We start from the raw sequence: 16,951 nt of genomic DNA, 5'->3' as shown, positions 1-16,951 counted from the left end.
TTCGCGACGACGAGGCTGCCATGATCCGACTCACCACCCCCATCACCGAAGACCAGATCCGCCAGCTCAAGGTGGGCGACGAAGTGCTTCTCAACGGGCGCATCGTCCTCAGCCGCGACATGGGCCACAAGTACATGAAGGAGCAGAAGCCCGAGTGGCTGAAGCCCATCCTCGAGAACATGGTCATCTACCACTGCGGTCCGGTCGTGAAGAAGCACGAGGACGGCCACTACAGCTTCGTGGCCGCCGGCCCGACCACCTCCATCCGGGAGGAGCCCTACCAGGCCGACGTCATCGACACCTACAAGGTGCGCGGCGTCATCGGGAAGGGCGGCATGGGCAAGAAGACCAGCGAGGGCCTGCAGAAGACCGGCGCCGTCTACCTCCACGCCACGGGCGGGGCCGGCAGTCTGCTGGCCAAGCGGGTGAAGCGCGTGGTCGACGTGAAGATGCTGGAGGAATTCGGCAGCCCCGAGGCGTTCTGGATCATCGAGGTGGAGGACTTCCCGCTGGTGGTCACCATGGACAGCCACGGCGGCAGCCTCCACGAGATCGTGGCCCAGGCGAGCCAGGAGCGCGCCAAAGCGCTGATGGCCTAGTGAGGCTCACGTACCTGGAGCTTCGCCGGGATCTGGCGGCCCAGCTGGGCCGGTTCCTGGATCCCGGCGAAGCCCAGGCGGAGAGCTGGCGCTGGCTGGAGGAGGGGCTGGGCTGGACGCGCTCCCGGCTGGCGGCGGAAGGGGATGAGGCCGCTCCCGAATCCGCCCGCGCCGAGGTGGGCCACTGGCTTCGCCGCCGCCGAGAGGGCGAGCCCTGGGCCTACATCCTGGGCTGGGCGCTGTTCCGGGACCGGCGCTTCCGCGTCACGCGGGACACGCTGATTCCCCGTCCCGAAACCGACCTGCTGGTGGAAGCCGCCTTCGACGTGGGCCGCCGCCTCGGCGTGGCGTGCTGCGTGGACGTGGGGACGGGAAGCGGCATCATCGCCGTCAGCCTCGCCCTGGAAACGGACTGGAAGGTCTCGGCCTCGGACGTGAGCCCCGGAGCTCTGACCGTGGCCCGCGACAATGCCCGGACCCTGGGGGCCGAGGTGGCTTTCTTCGAGGGCAGCCTCCTGGAGCCCCTGCCGGATCCTCCAGGGCTGGTGGTGGCGAACCTGCCCTACGTCGATCCGGCGGACGCTCCCACCCTCCAGCGGGAATTGGACTTCGAGCCGGCGTCGGCGTTGTTCGCCCCGAACCGGGGACTGGCCCTTTCCATCGAGTTGCTGCGCCAGGCCAAGGTCCGCCAGGCGGCGGCCTGCCTCCTGGAGATCGGGGCGGGCCAGGGGGGCGAGTTGTGCCGCAGCGCCCTGGGGTCCGGATGGGGCAAAGCCATGGTCCATCAGGATTTCGCGGGCCACGACCGGGTTCTGATCGCCCTGTCCTGAAGGTTGGCATCCTCCTCGCCCTGTCAGGGAGTGGAGGTTGGTTATGCGGAAAATGCTGCCTATCATCGTGGTGCTCGCCGGAATCGGCTGCTCCATCCCCCGGCGGCACGATCCCAACCTCGTCAAGAAGCCGGACATTCCGTTGGTGGAGGAGGCGCCCGCCTCCCAGGCCCTCAGCGAGGGCAGCCTGTGGCGGGACCGGCCCTTCATCGCGGATCTGCGGGCGTTCCGGGTGAACGACCTCGTGACCTTGCGGATCACCGAGAGCACCAACGCCATCAGCAAGGCGGACGTGACGACCTCGCGGGACGGCTCCAACAAACTGACGAGCCCCACCCTGTTCGGCGCCCTGTCCAATTTCGGAATCGGCAGCGGCGGCGACGCCGCCCGCAGCACCGCCACCCAGAACAAGTACGCCGGGAAGGGCACCACCGGCCGCAGCGCCACCTTCACCACCGTCGTCACCGCGCGGGTGGTCAAGGTGATCGGGAACGGCAACCTGATCGTCGAGGGCTACCGCGACATCCAGCTGAACAACGAGACCCAGCGCCTCTACGTGGCCGGCATGATCGACCCGCACATGTTGGACAGCGCCAATTCCATCAGCTCGGGCCAGGTGGCCGAACTCCGGATCGGCTACGGCGGCCAGGGCGTGGTGGACGAGACCCTGAAGCCCGGCTTCATCAGCCGCCTCCTCAACTACATCTGGCCCTTCTGAGGTGGCGTCCATGCGCATCGCAGCCCTGTTCCTCGCCGGCCTCGCCCTTCTGGGCGCCGATGCCGTCAAGCCCGAAAAGAAGATCGACGCCCGCCTGAAGGAAGTGGCTCGCCTGCAAGGCGTGCGCGCCAACCAGCTCCTGGGCTATGGGATGGTCGTGGGCCTCGACGGCACCGGCGACAAGGATCAGACCAAGTTCACGGTCCAGTCCCTCGCCAACCTGATGTCCCGCCAGGGCCTGACGGTGAACCCCACCACCGTGAAGGTGAAGAACGTGGCGGCGGTGATGGTGACGGCGGAATTGCCGGCCTTCGCCCGCACCGGATCCCGCCTGGACGTGACGGTGTCGAGCACCGGCGACGCCAAGTCCCTCGCGGGCGGCACCCTTCTGATGACCGCGCTCCAGGGGCCGGACGGCCAGGTCTACGCCGTGGCCCAGGGCCCGCTGCTGGTCGGGGGATTCAGCGCCGCCGCGGGCGGGGCCTCCGTCACCAAGAACCACCCCACCGTGGGCCGCATCCCCGAGGGCGGGCTGATCGAACGCGAGACCGGCGGGAACTTCAACGCCCGCGCCTCGCTGCGGTACAGTCTGGTGGAAGAGGATTTCACCACCGCCGTCCGCGTGGTCCATAGCATCAACGAGGAACTTGGCGAGAAGGTGGCCCAGCCCCTGGATGCCCGCACCATCGACGTCCAGATCCCCAAGGACTATCAGGGCCGCGCGGTCGAACTGGTGGCCCGGCTGGAGAATCTGAACGTCCAGCTCCAGCCCAAGGCCCGCGTCGTGGTGAACGAGCGGACGGGCACGGTCATCCTCGGGTCCGAAGTCCGGGTGGGCGCCGTGAGCATCGTTCAGGGCGGCCTGAGCATCGTGGTTACCTCCACGCCGCTGGTGAGCCAGCCCGCGCCCTTCAGCCAGGGCAAGACCGTCACCGCGACCAAGAAGGAGGTCACGGCCACGGAGGAGAAGCCCAAGACCGTCACCGTGGAGCCGGGCGTCAGTGTGGGCAAGCTGGCCGAGATGCTCAACGGGATGGGCGTCACGCCCCGGGACATGGTCGCCATCCTCCAGGCCATCAAGGAAGCAGGCGCCCTCCAGGCCGAGTTGAGGGTCCTGTGAGCGCCGTCGTCGGAACCGCCCTCACCGCCGATCCCGTGGCCCAGGCCGCGAGCGCCAAGGGCCTGCCGGCACCGGCAGAAAAGACCGAGAAGGCCGCCCGCCAGTTCGAGGGAATGCTGATGGGCCTTCTCTTTCAGACCATGCGCAAGACCGTGGAGCCGTCGGGGCTGCTGGGGGATTCCGGCCAGTCCCGGGGTACCTACGAGTACCTGATGGATCAGGCGGTCGTCGATCAGGCCGTCGCCGGAGGGCGGGGTTGGGGCTTGGCCGAGCGGCTCCAGGAAAGCTGGAAAACTCAGGAAAAAACCAGCAAAGACGCAGCTCTTCCCACGGGTTGAGAGAATGGCCGGACCTGCCGATAGGGGAACTGTCGAGGTGAACATGCGCATCAGTGGCAAATCGGGCAGCATCGGCAGCAGCCAGGGCGTTTCCGGAGCCAAGAGTTCCTCCGCGCCTTCGGTTGCTTCGGTGGGGTCCGCGCCTGCTTCCGACGCCGTCCAGGTGTCTTCCGCCGCGCGGCTCGTCGCCGTGGCGCAGGAAGCCCTGGCGGTGGTTCCGGATATCCGGACGGAGAAGGTGGAAGCCCTCAAGAACCAGCTGGATGCGGACGCCTATCACCCCGACGGAGAGGCCGTGGCCGAAGGGCTCATTCGTGAGCACCTCGCGAAGGGGCACCATCCCTGAGCGTCCTGAGGCCCTCGTCGTGAGGGAATGATCACCCCGTTGACCCATCGCCAGATTCTTCAGACCGCCGCCCTCGAGACGGGCCGGCAGGCCATGGAGGGCGCGGCCCAGGTCCAGCGGGAGCAAGCCCGGCGGCACGCCTTCGACGCCAAACTCGCCGAAGCCCTGACCGAGGTGCCCGATATCGCCGAATCCGATGCCCTTCGGCTGTCGGAGCGCGGCGAGAAGCATGGCGGGCAGGGCGGGGATGCCACGGGCGCGTCTCCCGACGGATGGGAAGACGCGGACGAGAGCCCGGCAGAGGGTGCCGCCCTCCATTTGGACCTCTTGGCGTGAGGCTTGCCGTAGCTTCCGAGAGGAGGCCATCCATGCTGCATGCCGTGCCCGACCTTCTGGACGCGCTCGAATCCAGGCTTGTCGCCGGGGAAGACCCCGGAGCGCTGCTGTCCTCCATTCGGTGGTCGGAACTGGTGGGGTGGCCCGAGGACCAGGCGGGCGCTTACGCGCTCAAGCGGCGGCTTACCTCGGTCCAGACCCTTCTCGCCGGGCTCCAGTCGCCCCTCCGCGCCACGCTCATCGGCCTGTCCGGCAGCCCCGGCTACGGCCGCGCCGGCATTCCCGCCGATGCGTCAGCCCTTCCGTCGCGGCTGCAGGAACACGTGTAGGAGCCGCCATGCCGGGACTCAATGCCAGCCTCTACATCGGACTGTCGGGCCTCCAAGCCCAGCAGGCGGCCCTCAGCGTCGTGGGCCACAACATCGCCAACGTCAACACCGCCGGGTACAGCCGGCAGCGGGCGGACCTCAGCACCAACAATTCCCTCGTCGAAGGCCAGGTCTACTTCGGGAACGGCGTCTCCCTGAACTCGGTTCAGAGCATCCGGGACCGCTTCCTGGATCTCCAGATCTACCGGGAGACCGCCCGCCAGACGGGGGCCACGGAGCGCTATTCGGGCGTGGACGCCATTTCCACCAGCCTCGGGGACACCGGCACCACGGGCATCGCCGCGCAGATCCAGTCCTTCTTCCAGGGCTTCCAGGATCTTTCCGCCCAGCCCGAAAACGCGGCGCTGCGCACCAGCCTCCTGGGGAAGGCCCAGACCATGATTTCCGGGCTCCAGACGCGCTACCGCCTGCTGTCCGATCAGCGGGACAACGCGGATCGCGCCGTAGAGAGTCTCGTCGGCGAGGTGAACACCCTCACCACCCAGATCGCCAAGCTCAACGACCAGATCAGCACGGAGACCACGCCGGGCGCCAACAACGACGCCCGCGACCAGCGGAAGGCCCTCACGGACAAGCTGTCGGCCCTCGTCGGGATCAACGTCTTCGAGGGTTCCCGCGGGGAGTACCAGATCACCCTCGATTCGGGCTCCGGTGTGCTGGTGAGCGGCAACAATGCCTATGCCCTGAAGACCTCCGCCGGCGGGGCCGCCCTCGACAACCACCTCAAGGTGGAATCGGTCATGGGGGGCACTGTGGTCGACGTTACCGCGGGGATCAAGGAAGGCCAGCTCGGCGCCAAGCTCGACCTGCGGGACAACATCCTGCCCGGCTTCCAGAGCCAGCTCGACGAACTCGCCGCCGGTCTCGCGACGCAGGTGAACCAGCTCCACAGCGCCGGTTACGCGGCGGATGGGGTCACGACGGGCAACTACTTCTTCACCGGAGCCACAGCCAATGGCGGCCTGCCCACGGGCATCACCGCCACGAACGGCTACAAGGGGATGGTGAACGCCCTGTCCGTGGATACGGCGGTGGCGGGCAATCCCTCGCTGATCGCCGCGGCCGGCGCGGCCAGCGCGACGGGCGACAACACCAACGCGCTCGCGCTCGCCAAGCTCCAGACGGCCACCGGGACCGTGGATACGGACGGCGACGGCGTGGGCGACACGGGCCCCTTCAGCAGCTTCGTGGGCAGCATGATCAGCGACATCGGCAACAAAACCCAGAGCTATCAGGCCCAGAGCGACACGCAGCAGAACCTCGTCGCCGCCCTCCAGTCCCAGCGGGACCAGATCTCCGGCGTGGATCTGAACGAGGAAGCCGCTTCCATGATGACCCTCCAGCGGGGCTACCAGGCCTCGGCCCGTTTCCTCAGCGTCATCAACCAGCTCACCGATCAGCTGGTGAACCAGTTCGGCAAGTGATTCCGGAGGCGGTGAACCATGTCCCTGCGCACCCCCAACACCACCCAGTACCGCCAGTCCCTTCTGGACCTCGAGCGCACCAAGGCGCGCATGGCCCAGAACCAGCAGCGCATCTCCTCGGGCAAGAACATCACCCGCCCCGGCGACGATCCCAGCGGGGCCGCGCTCATCCTGGATTTCGAGAATTCCATCCAGTCCAATGAGCAGTACCTCAAGCAGGTGAACGCGGCCAGCGGCCTGCTGCAATCCACCGAGACGGTGGTGGACAGCGTCATCACCCAGGTGACGCGGCTTCAGGAGTTCGCCCAGCAGGCCACGGACGCCACCATCAGCAGCACCGGCCAGGCCGCCTTGGCCCAGCAGGTGGATTCCGTCCGCACCACCCTCCTCGCCCTCGCCAACACGCAGCAGCAGGGCAAGTACATGTTCTCCGGCACCCTGACGCAGACCCAGCCCTTCAGCGACTCCGCGCCACCCGCCGGCCCCATCGTCTACGCGGGCAATTCAGGCTCCATCAACCTCGACGTCAACTCGAGCACGAGCGTGAGCACCAATGTGCCCGGAAATAGCGTCTTCTTCGGGTCCGGCGGCGCCGGTTCCTCCACTGACCTCTTCAAGGCGGTGACGGATCTGCGCGACGGCCTCAGCAGCGGCAACGCCACCCTCATCCAGACGGCCACCGCAAATCTGAAGAGCGTCCTATCCAACGTGAGTCAGGTGCAGACGGACCTCGGCGGGCGGCAGGCGGGCCTCAGCGACCTGCAGGACAGCCTCACCGACATCAACGTGACCCTCCAGACCCTGCAGAACACGCGGGAGGCCACGAACTATCCCCAGGCCCTGACCGATTTCAACAACGACCAGATCGTCCAGTCCGCCACGCTCAGTTCCCTGGCGAAGTCCACCCAGCAGAACCTGTTCGACTACCTGGGCTAGTTTCCCTTCGTCAGGCCGATTCTCCGGCCTGACGAAGGTGTTCTTCGAGAGCGCGGATCGAGCGCTCCCGATGGACCTGTCCCTTGGCGGCCTTGACGGCGCGGGTGCCTCCGCTCCGCTTGAGCCCCCGCAGGTCCAGGAGCCCTTCCGGAAGGGGGGGGAGCAGGCCCAGCATGGCGTTGGTCGGCCCGAAGTCGGCGGGCGAGGCGTGGGCCAGGTAGTGGAGAAGGCTGCCCAGCACTGTCTCCGGAGGGAAGGGCGCGGTTTCGATGCCCCGGACGGCGCGATCCGCGGCGAAGGCGGCGGCGAGGCCGCCCGCGGCGGATTCCAGGTATCCCTCCACCCCCGACAGCTGGCCCGCAATCCAGAGGTTGGGAATCGATTTGACAGCGAGTGTCGCATCGAGGACCTTCGGCGCCTGGACGTAGGTATTGCGGTGGATGCTTCCGAACCGCGCGAATTCGGCGGCCCCGAGGCCCGGGATCAGGCGGAAGACCTCCTTCTGGGCGCTCCACTTGAGCCGGGTCTGGAAGCCCACCAGGTTGAAGTGGTCGCCGGCGAGGGTGTCCTGGCGAAGCTGGACGACCGCGTGGGGCCAGCGTCCGGTGCGGGGATCGTCGAGCCCCACGGGCTTCATGGGGCCGTGGCGCAGCGTCTCGCGGCCGCGGTCCGCCATCGCTTCGATGGGAAGGCAGGCCTCGAAGTAGGGCGTGTCCACGTCGGAGAGCGGGACGCGCTCGGCGCTGAGCAGCGCGTCCATGAAGCGCCCATATTCTTCCGTGTCGAGGGGACAGTTGATGAAGTCCGCGCCGCCCTTGTCGTAGCGGGCGGCCATCCATGCCCGATCCATGTCGATGCTGTCGCGCGTCACGATGGGGGCGATGGCGTCGTAGAAGTGGAGGCGGTCGCTCCCCGTGGCCGCCGCCAGCCAAGCGGCCAGGGGTTCCGACGTGAGGGGGCCCGTGGCGAGGATGGTGGGAACTTCGGGTTCCGGGGTGGCGACCTCCCTTTCCTCCCATTGGATGCGGGGATGGCCCTTCAAGGCCGTCGTGACGGCGGTGGAGAACACCTCGCGGTCCACGGCAAGGCTGTTGCCGGCCGGCACTCGAGCCGCTTCCGCACAGCGGAGGATGAGGGAGTCCATCCGGCGCATCTCGGCCTTGAGGATGCCGGTGGCGGAGTTGGGGTCGTCGCTCTTGAAGGAATTGGAGCAGACCATCTCTGCGGCACCCGCCGTGGTGTGGGCCGGGGTGCTCTGGCCGGGCCGCATCTCCGTCAGGCGGACGTCATGGCCGCGCATCGCCAGCTGCCAGGCTGCTTCGGATCCCGCCAGCCCCGCTCCGATCACATGAATCACGCTTCCCCCTTGTAGAAGCACGATTCTAGGCCACCGCGCCCGGCATCCCGCGCCACTGCGAGGGGAGAGGACGCGCCCTCCAGAAAAAAAGCCTTGCAAGAGTCGAGGGTCGTGTTAGTCTAAATCTCCTGGGCAGTTGAGGCTGCGAGGAGCTGAGGGAAGAGCCGAGGGGGCGGAAGCCGCTGAGGAGCTTTCAGGGCGCGGAAGCACGAGGGTGTGGAAGCGTGGGCGTCTTTGAAAACCGGATAGAAGATAGGAAGCCTTTGAGGGTTTCGTGGGACGTTCTAGGACGGGCTGCGAAATTCAGAGAAATACGACCAGAACATTGGCCTGAGGACGAGAGTTCTTGGGTTTGAGGGTTCAGGAATGAAACTTGAGAGTTTGATCCTGGCTCAGAATGAACGCTGGCGGCGTGCCTAACACATGCAAGTCGGATGTGCCGCAAGGTGCATGGCAGACGGGTGAGTAACGCGTGGGGAATCTACCTTTTAGTGGGGAATAACGCTCCGAAAGGAGTGGTAATACCGCATGAGACCTTTGGCTGGGATGCTGGAGGTGAAACCTGGGGACCGCAAGGCCTGGGGCTAGAAGAGGATCCTGCGTCTGATTAGCTAGTTGGCGGGGTAATGGCCCACCAAGGCGACGATCAGTAGCCGGCCTGAGAGGGTGATCGGCCACACTGGAACTGAGACACGGTCCAGACTCCTACGGGAGGCAGCAGTGGGGAATTTTGCGCAATGGACGAGAGTCTGACGCAGCAACGCCGCGTGGGTGATGAAGGTCTTCGGACTGTAAAACCCTGTCGTCAGGGACGAAGGCAGCAGTGTTAATAGCATTGTTGCTTGACGGTACCTGGAGAGGAAGCCCCGGCTAACTCTGTGCCAGCAGCCGCGGTAATACAGAGGGGGCAAGCGTTATTCGGAATTATTGGGCGTAAAGGGCGCGTAGGCGGTTTTTTAAGTCAGATGTGTAATCCCCGAGCTCAACTTGGGAACTGCATCTGAGACTGGAAGGCTAGAGTACTGGAGAGGGTGGTGGAATTCCTCGTGTAGCGGTGAAATGCGTAGAGATGAGGAGGAACACCAGTGGCGAAGGCGGCCACCTGGACAGTAACTGACGCTGAGGCGCGAAAGTGTGGGTAGCAAACAGGATTAGATACCCTGGTAGTCCACGCTGTAAACGATGAACACTTGGTGTGGAGGGAGTTGACCCCTTCCGTGCCGGAGCTAACGCGTTAAGTGTTCCGCCTGGGGAGTACGGTCGCAAGGCTGAAACTCAAAGGAATTGACGGGGGCCCGCACAAGCGGTGGAGCATGTGGTTTAATTCGACGCAACGCGAAGAACCTTACCTGGGCTTGAACTGCAGTGGACCGGTCTAGAGATGGGCCTTTTCGCAAGAACTGCTGCAGAGGTGCTGCATGGCTGTCGTCAGCTCGTGTCGTGAGATGTTGGGTTAAGTCCCGCAACGAGCGCAACCCTTACCCGTAGTTGCCAGCGCGTCATGGCGGGAACTCTACGGGGACTGCCCGGGTTAACCGGGAGGAAGGTGGGGATGATGTCAAGTCCTCATGGCCCTTATGTCCAGGGCTACACACGTGCTACAATGGGCGATACAAACCGTTGCAAAGTCGCGAGATGGAGCTAATCGGAGAAAGTCGTCCTCAGTTCGGATTGTAGTCTGCAACTCGACTACATGAAGGTGGAATCGCTAGTAATCGTGTATCAGAATGATACGGTGAATACGTTCCCGGGCCTTGTACACACCGCCCGTCACATCACGAAAGCCGGGAGCACTTGAAGAGGGTGAGGTAACCGAAAGGGGCCAGCTCTCAATGGTGAACTTGGTGATTGGGGTGAAGTCGTAACAAGGTAGCTGTAGGAGAACCTGTGGCTGGATCACCTCCTTTCTAAGGAGAGCCGTTCGAACGAATGGCATAGGTCAACGCTTCCGATCGAAATTCTATCCGGTTTTTAAAGACGCTCGAGCAGATCAGCGAGTCTTTGACGAGCGTGCTTGGGCGTGAGTAAGGGCCCGTAGCTCAGCTGGGAGAGCGCCTGGTTTGCATCCAGGAGGTCGTCGGTTCGATCCCGGTCGGGTCCACCAACGCCTGCTGGGGCACGAGTAGGAGGCCAAGCAGGAGCCTCGGGGCCCTCCCGTGTGTGAACGCACGAGGGCCTATAGCTCAGTCTGGTTAGAGCGCACGCCTGATAAGCGTGAGGTCGGTGGTTCGAATCCACCTAGGCCCACCACCACGAGCCAGGAATGGCGAAGAGGGAATTGAGTTGAGTTGAGACCCTGCGGGGTTTGAATCCAGCTCAAGACCGGCTTGAGGGCCGGTGGTCGCAAGGCAGAGCTGTTTGACAATCAAATAGAAGGAATAGAGAAGGGTGATCCATGGCGTTGAAGTGACGCTGTGGGCTTAAGGCGAGGCAAGTTTAGCGAATCAACACTCTCGTGGGTCTGAAGTCAATGTGATTCATTGATGGAAGGCCAAGTTACAAAGGGTTGACGGTGGATGCCTTGGCAGATGACAGCGATGAAGGACGTGGTAAGCTGCGAAAAGTCTCGGGGAGTTGCACGCGAACGGTGATCCGGGAATGTCCGAATGGGGAAACCCGTCTGGGTGAAAGCTCAGTCATCCCGAAGCTGAATCCATAGGCTTCGGGAAGCGAACGTGGGGAAGTGAACCATCTCAGTACCCACAGGAACAGAAAACAACAGTGATTCCGGGAGTAGCGGCGAGCGAAACCGGAAGAGCCCAAACCTCTTACGTGTAAGCGGCAGGCGTTGCGTAAGGGGGGTCGTGGGACCCACAGGCTGGAGCTGCCCTCCAGCACAGAGTTACAAAACCGACGGTTAGCGGAACGGCATGGAAAGGCCGGCGATACAGGGTGATAGCCCCTTATGCGAAAGCCGATCGGACTCTGAGAGGTGTTCCCAAGTATGTCGGGGCACGAGAAACCTTGACAGAATTTGCCGCGACCATGCGGTAAGGCTAAATATGTTCATCTGACCGATAGTGAACCAGTACCGTGAGGGAAAGGCGAAAAGAACCCCGATGAGGGGAGTGAAATAGAACCTGAAACCGTCAATCTACAAGCAGTGGAACCCCTATGGTTTTAACCAGGGGAACCGCGTGCCTTTTGCATAATGAGCCGGCTAGTTATTTTTAGTGGCGAGGCGAAGCCGAAGAGGCGAAGCCGCAGGGAAACCGAGTCTGAATAGGGCGACAGTCGCTGGAAATAGACGCGAAACGGGATGATCTATCCTTGACCAGGATGAAGTCCGGGTGACACCGGATGGAGGTCCGAACCAGTGTGGGTTGAAAACCGCTTGGATGAGTTGAGGATAGGGGTGAAAGGCCAATCAAATTCCGTGATAGCTCGTTCTCCCCGAAATAGCTTTAGGGCTAGCGTCGGATGTTTCGTCGTGCAGGTAGAGACCTGAATGGACTAGGGGGCTTACCAGCTTACTGAATCCAACCAATCTTCGAATGGCACGCCGTGAAGTCCGGCAGTCAGACTGCGGGTGATAAGATCCGTAGTCGAGAGGGAAAGAACCCAGATCGCCAGCTAAGGTCCCAAAATACATGCTAAGTGGAAAAGGATGTGGATGTGCTTAGACAGCCAGGAGGTTAGCTTAGAAGCAGCTATCCTTTAAAGAAAGCGTAATAGCTCACTGGTCAAGCGGGTCTGTGCCGACAATTCAACGGGGCTCAAGCATGTTACCGAAGCTGCGAACGTAAGTGGTAGGGGAGCATTCCCTACGTCTGTGAAGGTTGACCGTAAGGACAGCTGGAGACATGGGAAGAGACTCTGTCGGCATAAGTAGCGTAAAGACGGGCGAGAACCCCGTCCGCCGTAAGACTAAGGTTTCCAACGCAAGGTCAATCCGCGTTGGGTTAGTCGGACCCTAAGCTGAGGCCGAAAGGCGTAGGCGATGGAAAGCTGGTTAATATTCCAGCACCATGAGCATCTCGTTTGCACGATGCAGGGACGCAGGAAGGTAGGGACGCAGGGCTATGGAATGTCCTGCGAAAGGATCCAAGGGTGGCGCTTAGGGAAGTCCGGGCGCCGCGAGCCCAAGGTTTCTGACGAAAAGTTCTGATCCTACACTGCCGAGAAAAGCTGCTAAGGAGAGATGTTTGTGTCCGTACCGCAAACCGACACAGGTAGTCGAGGAGAGAATCCTCAGGCGTTTGAGAGAACTCTGCTGAAGGAACTCGGCAAATTAACCCCGTAACTTCGGGAGAAGGGGTACCCCGGTAGGGTTCATAGCCCGAGGGGGTGGCACATAAATGTCCCAGGCGACTGTTTAACAAAAACACAGGTCTCTGCAAACTCCAAAGAGGAGGTATAGGGGCTGACGCCTGCCCGGTGCCGGAAGGTCAAGAGGAGCGGTCAGCGCAAGCGAAGCTGCGAATTTAAGCCCCGGTGAACGGCGGCCGTAACTATAACGGTCCTAAGGTAGCGAAATTCCTTGTCGGGTAAGTTCCGACCTGCACGAATGGCGTAACGATCTGGGAACTGTCTCCAGCAGAGACTCAGCGAACTTGTAGCACCGGTGAAGATGCCGGTTACCCGCACTTAGACGGAAAGACCCCGTGCACCTTTACTACACCTTGACATTGAGGTTGGCGTTGGACTGTGCAGGATAGGTGGGAGGCTATGAAACTGGCTCGTTAGGGTCGGTGGAGCCGACGTTGAGATACCACCCTGTTTAACGCTGATCTCTAACTCGCACCCGTGATCCGGGTGGAAGACAATGTCAGGCGGGTAGTTTGACTGGGGCGGTCGCCTCCTAAAGCGTAACGGAGGCGTACGAAGGTTCCCTCAGGCTGTTTGGAAATCAGCCGCAGAGCGCAATAGTATAAGGGAGCTTGACTGCGAGTCAGACACGACGAGCAGGTGCGAAAGCAGGTTATAGTGATCCGGTGGTCCCGAATGGAAGGGCCATCGCTCAACGGATAAAAGGTACGCCGGGGATAACAGGCTGATCTTGCCCAAGAGTTCATATCGACGGCAAGGTTTGGCACCTCGATGTCGACTCATCACATCCTGGGGCTGAAGCAGGTCCCAAGGGTTCGGCTGTTCGCCGATCAATAGTGGTACGTGAGTTGGGTTCAGAACGTCGCGAGACAGTTCGGTCCCTATCTAGTGTGGGCGCAGGAGATTTGAGAGGACCTGTCCTTAGTACGAGAGGACCGGGATGGACTGACCTCTGGTGTTCCAGTTGTGCCTCCAGGTGCAATGCTGGGTAGCTATGTCGGGAAGTGAGAAGCGCTGAAAGCATCTAAGCGCGAAACACCCCTCAAGATGAGATCTCCCTATGAGACCCGTGGTAGACCACCACGTTGATAGGCCGCATGTGCAAGTCCGGTGACGGATTCAGCTGAGCGGTACTAATCGGTCCATCGACTTGACCTTTCATCAATCAATCACACCCCTGCAGTTTTGAGCTCCGCTCAACCTGCAACGACGTCATACCCACGAACGCTCGACAGAGCCTTCGCCTTAAACCCTTCTCAACCCTTCTACCCTTCGTCGTGGCTTTTCCCCAGGGGTCACACCCGTTCCCATCCCGAACACGGCCGTTAAGACCTGGAGGGCCGATGATACTGCTCCCCACAGGAGTGGAAAAGTAGGTCGCTGCGACGTTAAATCGAACGGGTCACTCCATTGTGAGTGACCCGTTTTTTTGCGTACCCACTTCCGCATCCATGCGGGTTTTTGGGCTCCGCGCCGGATACACTGGGGGTTCCGCGTGGAGGAGACTGATGAGTAAAGGTGTTTACACCTTCGGGGGAAACCGCAATGAAGGCAGCGCTGCCATGCGCAACCTTCTGGGAGGCAAGGGCTGCAACCTTGCGGAGATGGCGGGGCTTGGCATTCCCGTCCCGCCCGGATTCACCCTGACGACCGAGCAGTGCGGGGCCTACTACACCCATGGCCGGCAACTGTCTGAAGCCTTGCGCACGGAAGTGGTAGAGGCCCTCCGGTGGCTGGAGGGCGTACGCGGCTGCCGGTTCGGCTCCGACGAAAATCCCCTGCTCCTGTCGGTGCGCTCCGGGGCGCGGGTGTCCATGCCCGGCATGATGGACACCGTCCTCAATCTGGGGCTCAACGACCGCACCGTCCTGGCCCTGGAGAAGGCCAGCGGCAATTCCCGCTTCGCGTGGGACTCCTATCGCCGCTTCATCACGATGTACAGCAACGTGGTGCTGGGCGTGGAGCACGCGCTCTTCGAGGCCGAGCTGGAGCGCGCCAAGGAGCGCCTCGGGAAGCACCAGGACACGGATCTGAGCGCGGAGGATTGGAAGGCCCTGGTCGTGGCCTTCAAGGAGATCGTCCAGGAGGAGACCGGCCGCGCCTTTCCCCAGGAACCCATGGACCAGCTGTGGGGCGCCATCCGCGCCGTCTTCGAGAGCTGGAACACCGCGCGCGCCATCACCTACCGGCGGCTGAACCGCATCCCCGACGACTGGGGCACGGGCGTCAACGTCCAGAGCATGGTCTTCGGCAACATGGGCGACGACTGCGGCACGGGCGTGGCCTTCACGCGGGATCCCTCCACGGGCGAGAAGCTGTTCTACGGCGAATACCTGATCAATGCCCAGGGAGAGGACGTGGTGGCGGGCATCCGCACGCCCCAGCCCATCACCCGGCAGCAGGCTGAGGGCACGGGGCTCAAGAGCCTGGAAGAGGCCATGCCCGCTTCCTTCACGGAACTCGACGCCACATGCCAGCGGCTGGAACAGCACTTCCAGGACATGCAGGACATCGAGTTCACCATCGAGCGCGGCAAGCTGTTCCTTCTTCAGACGCGCAACGGCAAGCGCACGGCCATGGCGGGGATCCGCATCGCCATCGACCTGGTGGACGAAGGGCTCATCGACAGCCGAACGGCCCTCAAGCGCCTGGACGCCGACAGCCTGTCGCAGCTCCTGGCGCCCGTATTCGATCCCAAGGAAAAGGATCGGCTCCGCACGGAGGGCCACCTCCTGACGAAGGGACTGAACGCCGGTCCCGGCGCGGCCACGGGCCGCATCGCCCTCACCGCGGAGGACGCCGAGCGCATGGCCCAGGAAGGGCCCGTCGTGCTCGTGCGGGTGGAAACCAGTCCCGAGGACATCGCGGGGATGGTGGCCGCCCAGGGGATCCTCACGGCCCGCGGCGGAATGACCAGCCACGCGGCGGTGGTGGCCCGGGGCATGGGCAAGCCCTGCGTCTGCGGCGCCTCGGCGGTGCAGATCGACGTGGCGCGCGGGCTGGTGATGGTGGGCGAGCAGGTTCTGAAGGCCGGCGAGGATTGGATCTCCCTCGACGGTTCCACGGGCGAGGTCTTCGCGGGCAAGCTCAGCGCCCATCCCTCCGAAGTGAACCAGGTGCTGGTGGACGGCCGCCTGAAAGCGGAGGAGAGCGAGCTCTACGGCCGTTTCGCCAAGATCATGGACTGGAGCCGCGAGGCGCGGCGGCTGAAGGTGCGGACCAATGCGGACACGCCCCACGACGCCGCCGTGGCCCGGGCCTTCGGCGCTCAGGGCATCGGCCTGTGCCGCACGGAGCACATGTTCTTCGAGGGCGACCGTATCCTCTCCGTCCGCGAGATGATCCTCGCCACCGACACCGAGGGCCGCCGGAAGGCCCTCGCGAAGCTGCTCCCCATGCAGCGCGAGGATTTCGAGGGGATCTTCGCCGCCATGGATGGCCTGCCGGTCAACATTCGGCTCCTGGATCCGCCCCTGCACGAATTCCTGCCCCAGGACGAGGCCGGCCAAAAGGAGATGGCCGAAATCCTGGGCGTGGATCTGGGCACCGTGGAGCGCCGCGTGGCGCAGCTCCACGAATTCAATCCGATGATGGGCCACCGCGGCTGCCGCCTGGGCATCACCTTCCCCGAGATCGTCCGGATGCAGGTCCGCGCCATCGCCGAAGCCGCGCTCAACGTCCGGGCGAAGGGCATCACGGCCATTCCCGAAATCATGGTGCCTCTCATCGGCACCGTCCGGGAGCTGGTCTACACCAAGACCGAAATCCTGGATGAGCTCGCCCAGGTGAGCCGGGAGCGCGGCGAAGCCTTCGCGTGCCCCATCGGCACCATGATCGAGATTCCGCGCGCGGCGCTCACCTCCGACAAGATCGCCCAGGAGGCCGAGTTCTTCAGCTTCGGGACCAACGACCTGACGCAGATGGGCTTCGGCTTCAGCCGCGACGACGCGGGAACCTTCCTGCCGGAGTACGTGGGGAAGAAGATCCTCGACGAGGATCCCTTCCAGAGCCTGGACCAGGAGGGCATCGGCGAGCTGGTGCGGATCTCCTGCGAGAAGGGCCGCGCCGTCCGGCCGGACCTCAAGCTGGGCGTGTGCGGCGAGCACGGCGGGGATCCCCGCAGCGTGCGGTTCTTCCACCAGGTGGGCCTCGACTACGTGAGCTGCAGTCCCTACCGCGTGCCCATCGCCACCCTGGCGGCGGCCCAGGCCGCGCTGGACTGAGCCATTCGCCGTAAACGCAGGGGGACGCGGCGATTCGCGTCCCCCTGCGCGTTCGGGCGTCTCGGG

Annotated in this window: 12 protein-coding genes, 2 tRNA genes and 3 rRNA genes; 16 read left to right on the top strand and 1 reads right to left on the bottom strand. The window is 63.5% G+C overall.

Annotated elements, in window-relative coordinates; all coding sequences use genetic code 11:
- Window positions 1-20: 20 nt before the first annotated feature.
- The 10 genes from RAH39_RS09460 to flgL are packed head-to-tail and all read left to right on the top strand — an operon-like array spanning window position 21 to window position 7,036.
- Entirely contained in the window at window positions 21-599 is a 579-nt protein-coding gene (locus RAH39_RS09460; protein ID WP_306589847.1) for a FumA C-terminus/TtdB family hydratase beta subunit, read from the top strand.
- Window positions 599-1,429 (top strand): peptide chain release factor N(5)-glutamine methyltransferase, encoded by an 831-nt coding sequence (gene prmC / locus RAH39_RS09455; RefSeq protein ID WP_306589846.1) that lies wholly within the window; start codon window positions 599-601, stop codon window positions 1,427-1,429. Before RAH39_RS09460 ends, prmC begins: the two co-directional genes overlap by 1 nt.
- A 52-nt stretch (window positions 1,430-1,481) precedes the next feature.
- Window positions 1,482-2,147, top strand: a complete 666-nt coding sequence (locus RAH39_RS09450; RefSeq protein WP_306589845.1) for a flagellar basal body L-ring protein FlgH — start codon at window positions 1,482-1,484, stop codon at window positions 2,145-2,147.
- Window positions 2,148-2,157: 10 nt separating this feature from the next.
- A complete protein-coding gene (locus RAH39_RS09445; protein WP_306589844.1) occupies window positions 2,158-3,267 on the top strand; it encodes a flagellar basal body P-ring protein FlgI in 1,110 nt (369 codons plus the stop codon).
- Entirely contained in the window at window positions 3,264-3,605 is a 342-nt protein-coding gene (locus tag RAH39_RS09440; RefSeq protein WP_306589843.1) for a rod-binding protein, read from the top strand. Before RAH39_RS09445 ends, RAH39_RS09440 begins: the two co-directional genes overlap by 4 nt.
- 43 nt (window positions 3,606-3,648) lie before the next feature.
- The gene (gene flgM, locus RAH39_RS09435; protein WP_306589842.1) at window positions 3,649-3,951 is read left to right on the top strand and encodes a flagellar biosynthesis anti-sigma factor FlgM; all 303 of its coding nucleotides are present in this window, start codon (window positions 3,649-3,651) and stop codon (window positions 3,949-3,951) included.
- 27 nt (window positions 3,952-3,978) lie between these two features.
- Window positions 3,979-4,287: a hypothetical protein gene (locus tag RAH39_RS09430; RefSeq protein WP_306589841.1), complete on the top strand. Its 309-nt coding sequence runs from the start codon at window positions 3,979-3,981 to the stop codon at window positions 4,285-4,287.
- Window positions 4,288-4,319: 32 nt separating this feature from the next.
- Window positions 4,320-4,616, top strand: coding sequence for a hypothetical protein (locus RAH39_RS09425; RefSeq protein WP_306589840.1), 297 nt, complete (start codon window positions 4,320-4,322; stop codon window positions 4,614-4,616).
- Window positions 4,617-4,624: 8 nt separating this feature from the next.
- Window positions 4,625-6,100 carry a flagellar hook-associated protein FlgK gene (gene flgK / locus RAH39_RS09420; RefSeq protein ID WP_306589838.1) on the top strand — a complete coding sequence of 492 codons (1,476 nt, stop codon included), beginning with the start codon at window positions 4,625-4,627 and terminating at the stop codon, window positions 6,098-6,100.
- An 18-nt stretch (window positions 6,101-6,118) separates the two neighbouring features.
- Window positions 6,119-7,036 carry a flagellar hook-associated protein FlgL gene (gene flgL / locus RAH39_RS09415; protein WP_306589837.1) on the top strand — a complete coding sequence of 306 codons (918 nt, stop codon included), beginning with the start codon at window positions 6,119-6,121 and terminating at the stop codon, window positions 7,034-7,036.
- A gap of 10 nt (window positions 7,037-7,046) precedes the next feature.
- Here flgL and trmFO read toward each other — a convergent pair whose 3' ends face one another.
- Window positions 7,047-8,393, bottom strand: coding sequence for a methylenetetrahydrofolate--tRNA-(uracil(54)-C(5))-methyltransferase (FADH(2)-oxidizing) TrmFO (trmFO, locus tag RAH39_RS09410; protein ID WP_306589836.1), 1,347 nt, complete (start codon window positions 8,391-8,393; stop codon window positions 7,047-7,049).
- 369 nt (window positions 8,394-8,762) lie between these two features.
- On the opposite strand from trmFO, the gene RAH39_RS09405 reads away from it, so the two are divergent.
- The 6 genes from RAH39_RS09405 (at window position 8,763) to ppdK (ending at window position 16,885) form a co-directional block, all read left to right on the top strand.
- Window positions 8,763-10,300, top strand: a 16S ribosomal RNA gene (locus tag RAH39_RS09405).
- A 121-nt stretch (window positions 10,301-10,421) separates the two neighbouring features.
- Window positions 10,422-10,497 (top strand) — tRNA-Ala (locus RAH39_RS09400).
- 68 nt (window positions 10,498-10,565) lie between these two features.
- Window positions 10,566-10,643: transfer RNA gene (locus RAH39_RS09395), tRNA-Ile, on the top strand.
- Window positions 10,644-10,882: 239 nt separating this feature from the next.
- Window positions 10,883-13,820, top strand: a 23S ribosomal RNA gene (locus RAH39_RS09390).
- 115 nt (window positions 13,821-13,935) lie between these two features.
- A 5S ribosomal RNA gene (rrf, locus tag RAH39_RS09385) occupies window positions 13,936-14,051 on the top strand.
- Together the 16S, 23S and 5S rRNA genes with 2 tRNA genes alongside form the textbook arrangement of a ribosomal RNA operon.
- Window positions 14,052-14,170: 119 nt before the next feature.
- Complete coding sequence (gene ppdK, locus RAH39_RS09380) at window positions 14,171-16,885, top strand: pyruvate, phosphate dikinase (protein ID WP_306589835.1); 2,715 nt, start codon at window positions 14,171-14,173, stop codon at window positions 16,883-16,885.
- Window positions 16,886-16,951 lie beyond the last annotated feature (66 nt).

Origin of the sequence: Geothrix sp. 21YS21S-4 (assembly GCF_030845995.1) — a bacterium.
In the GTDB taxonomy this organism is placed as follows: Bacteria; Acidobacteriota; Holophagae; order Holophagales; family Holophagaceae; genus Geothrix.
Note: the sequence above shows the minus strand (reverse complement) of the source record. Positions and strands in the feature narration are given on the sequence as shown.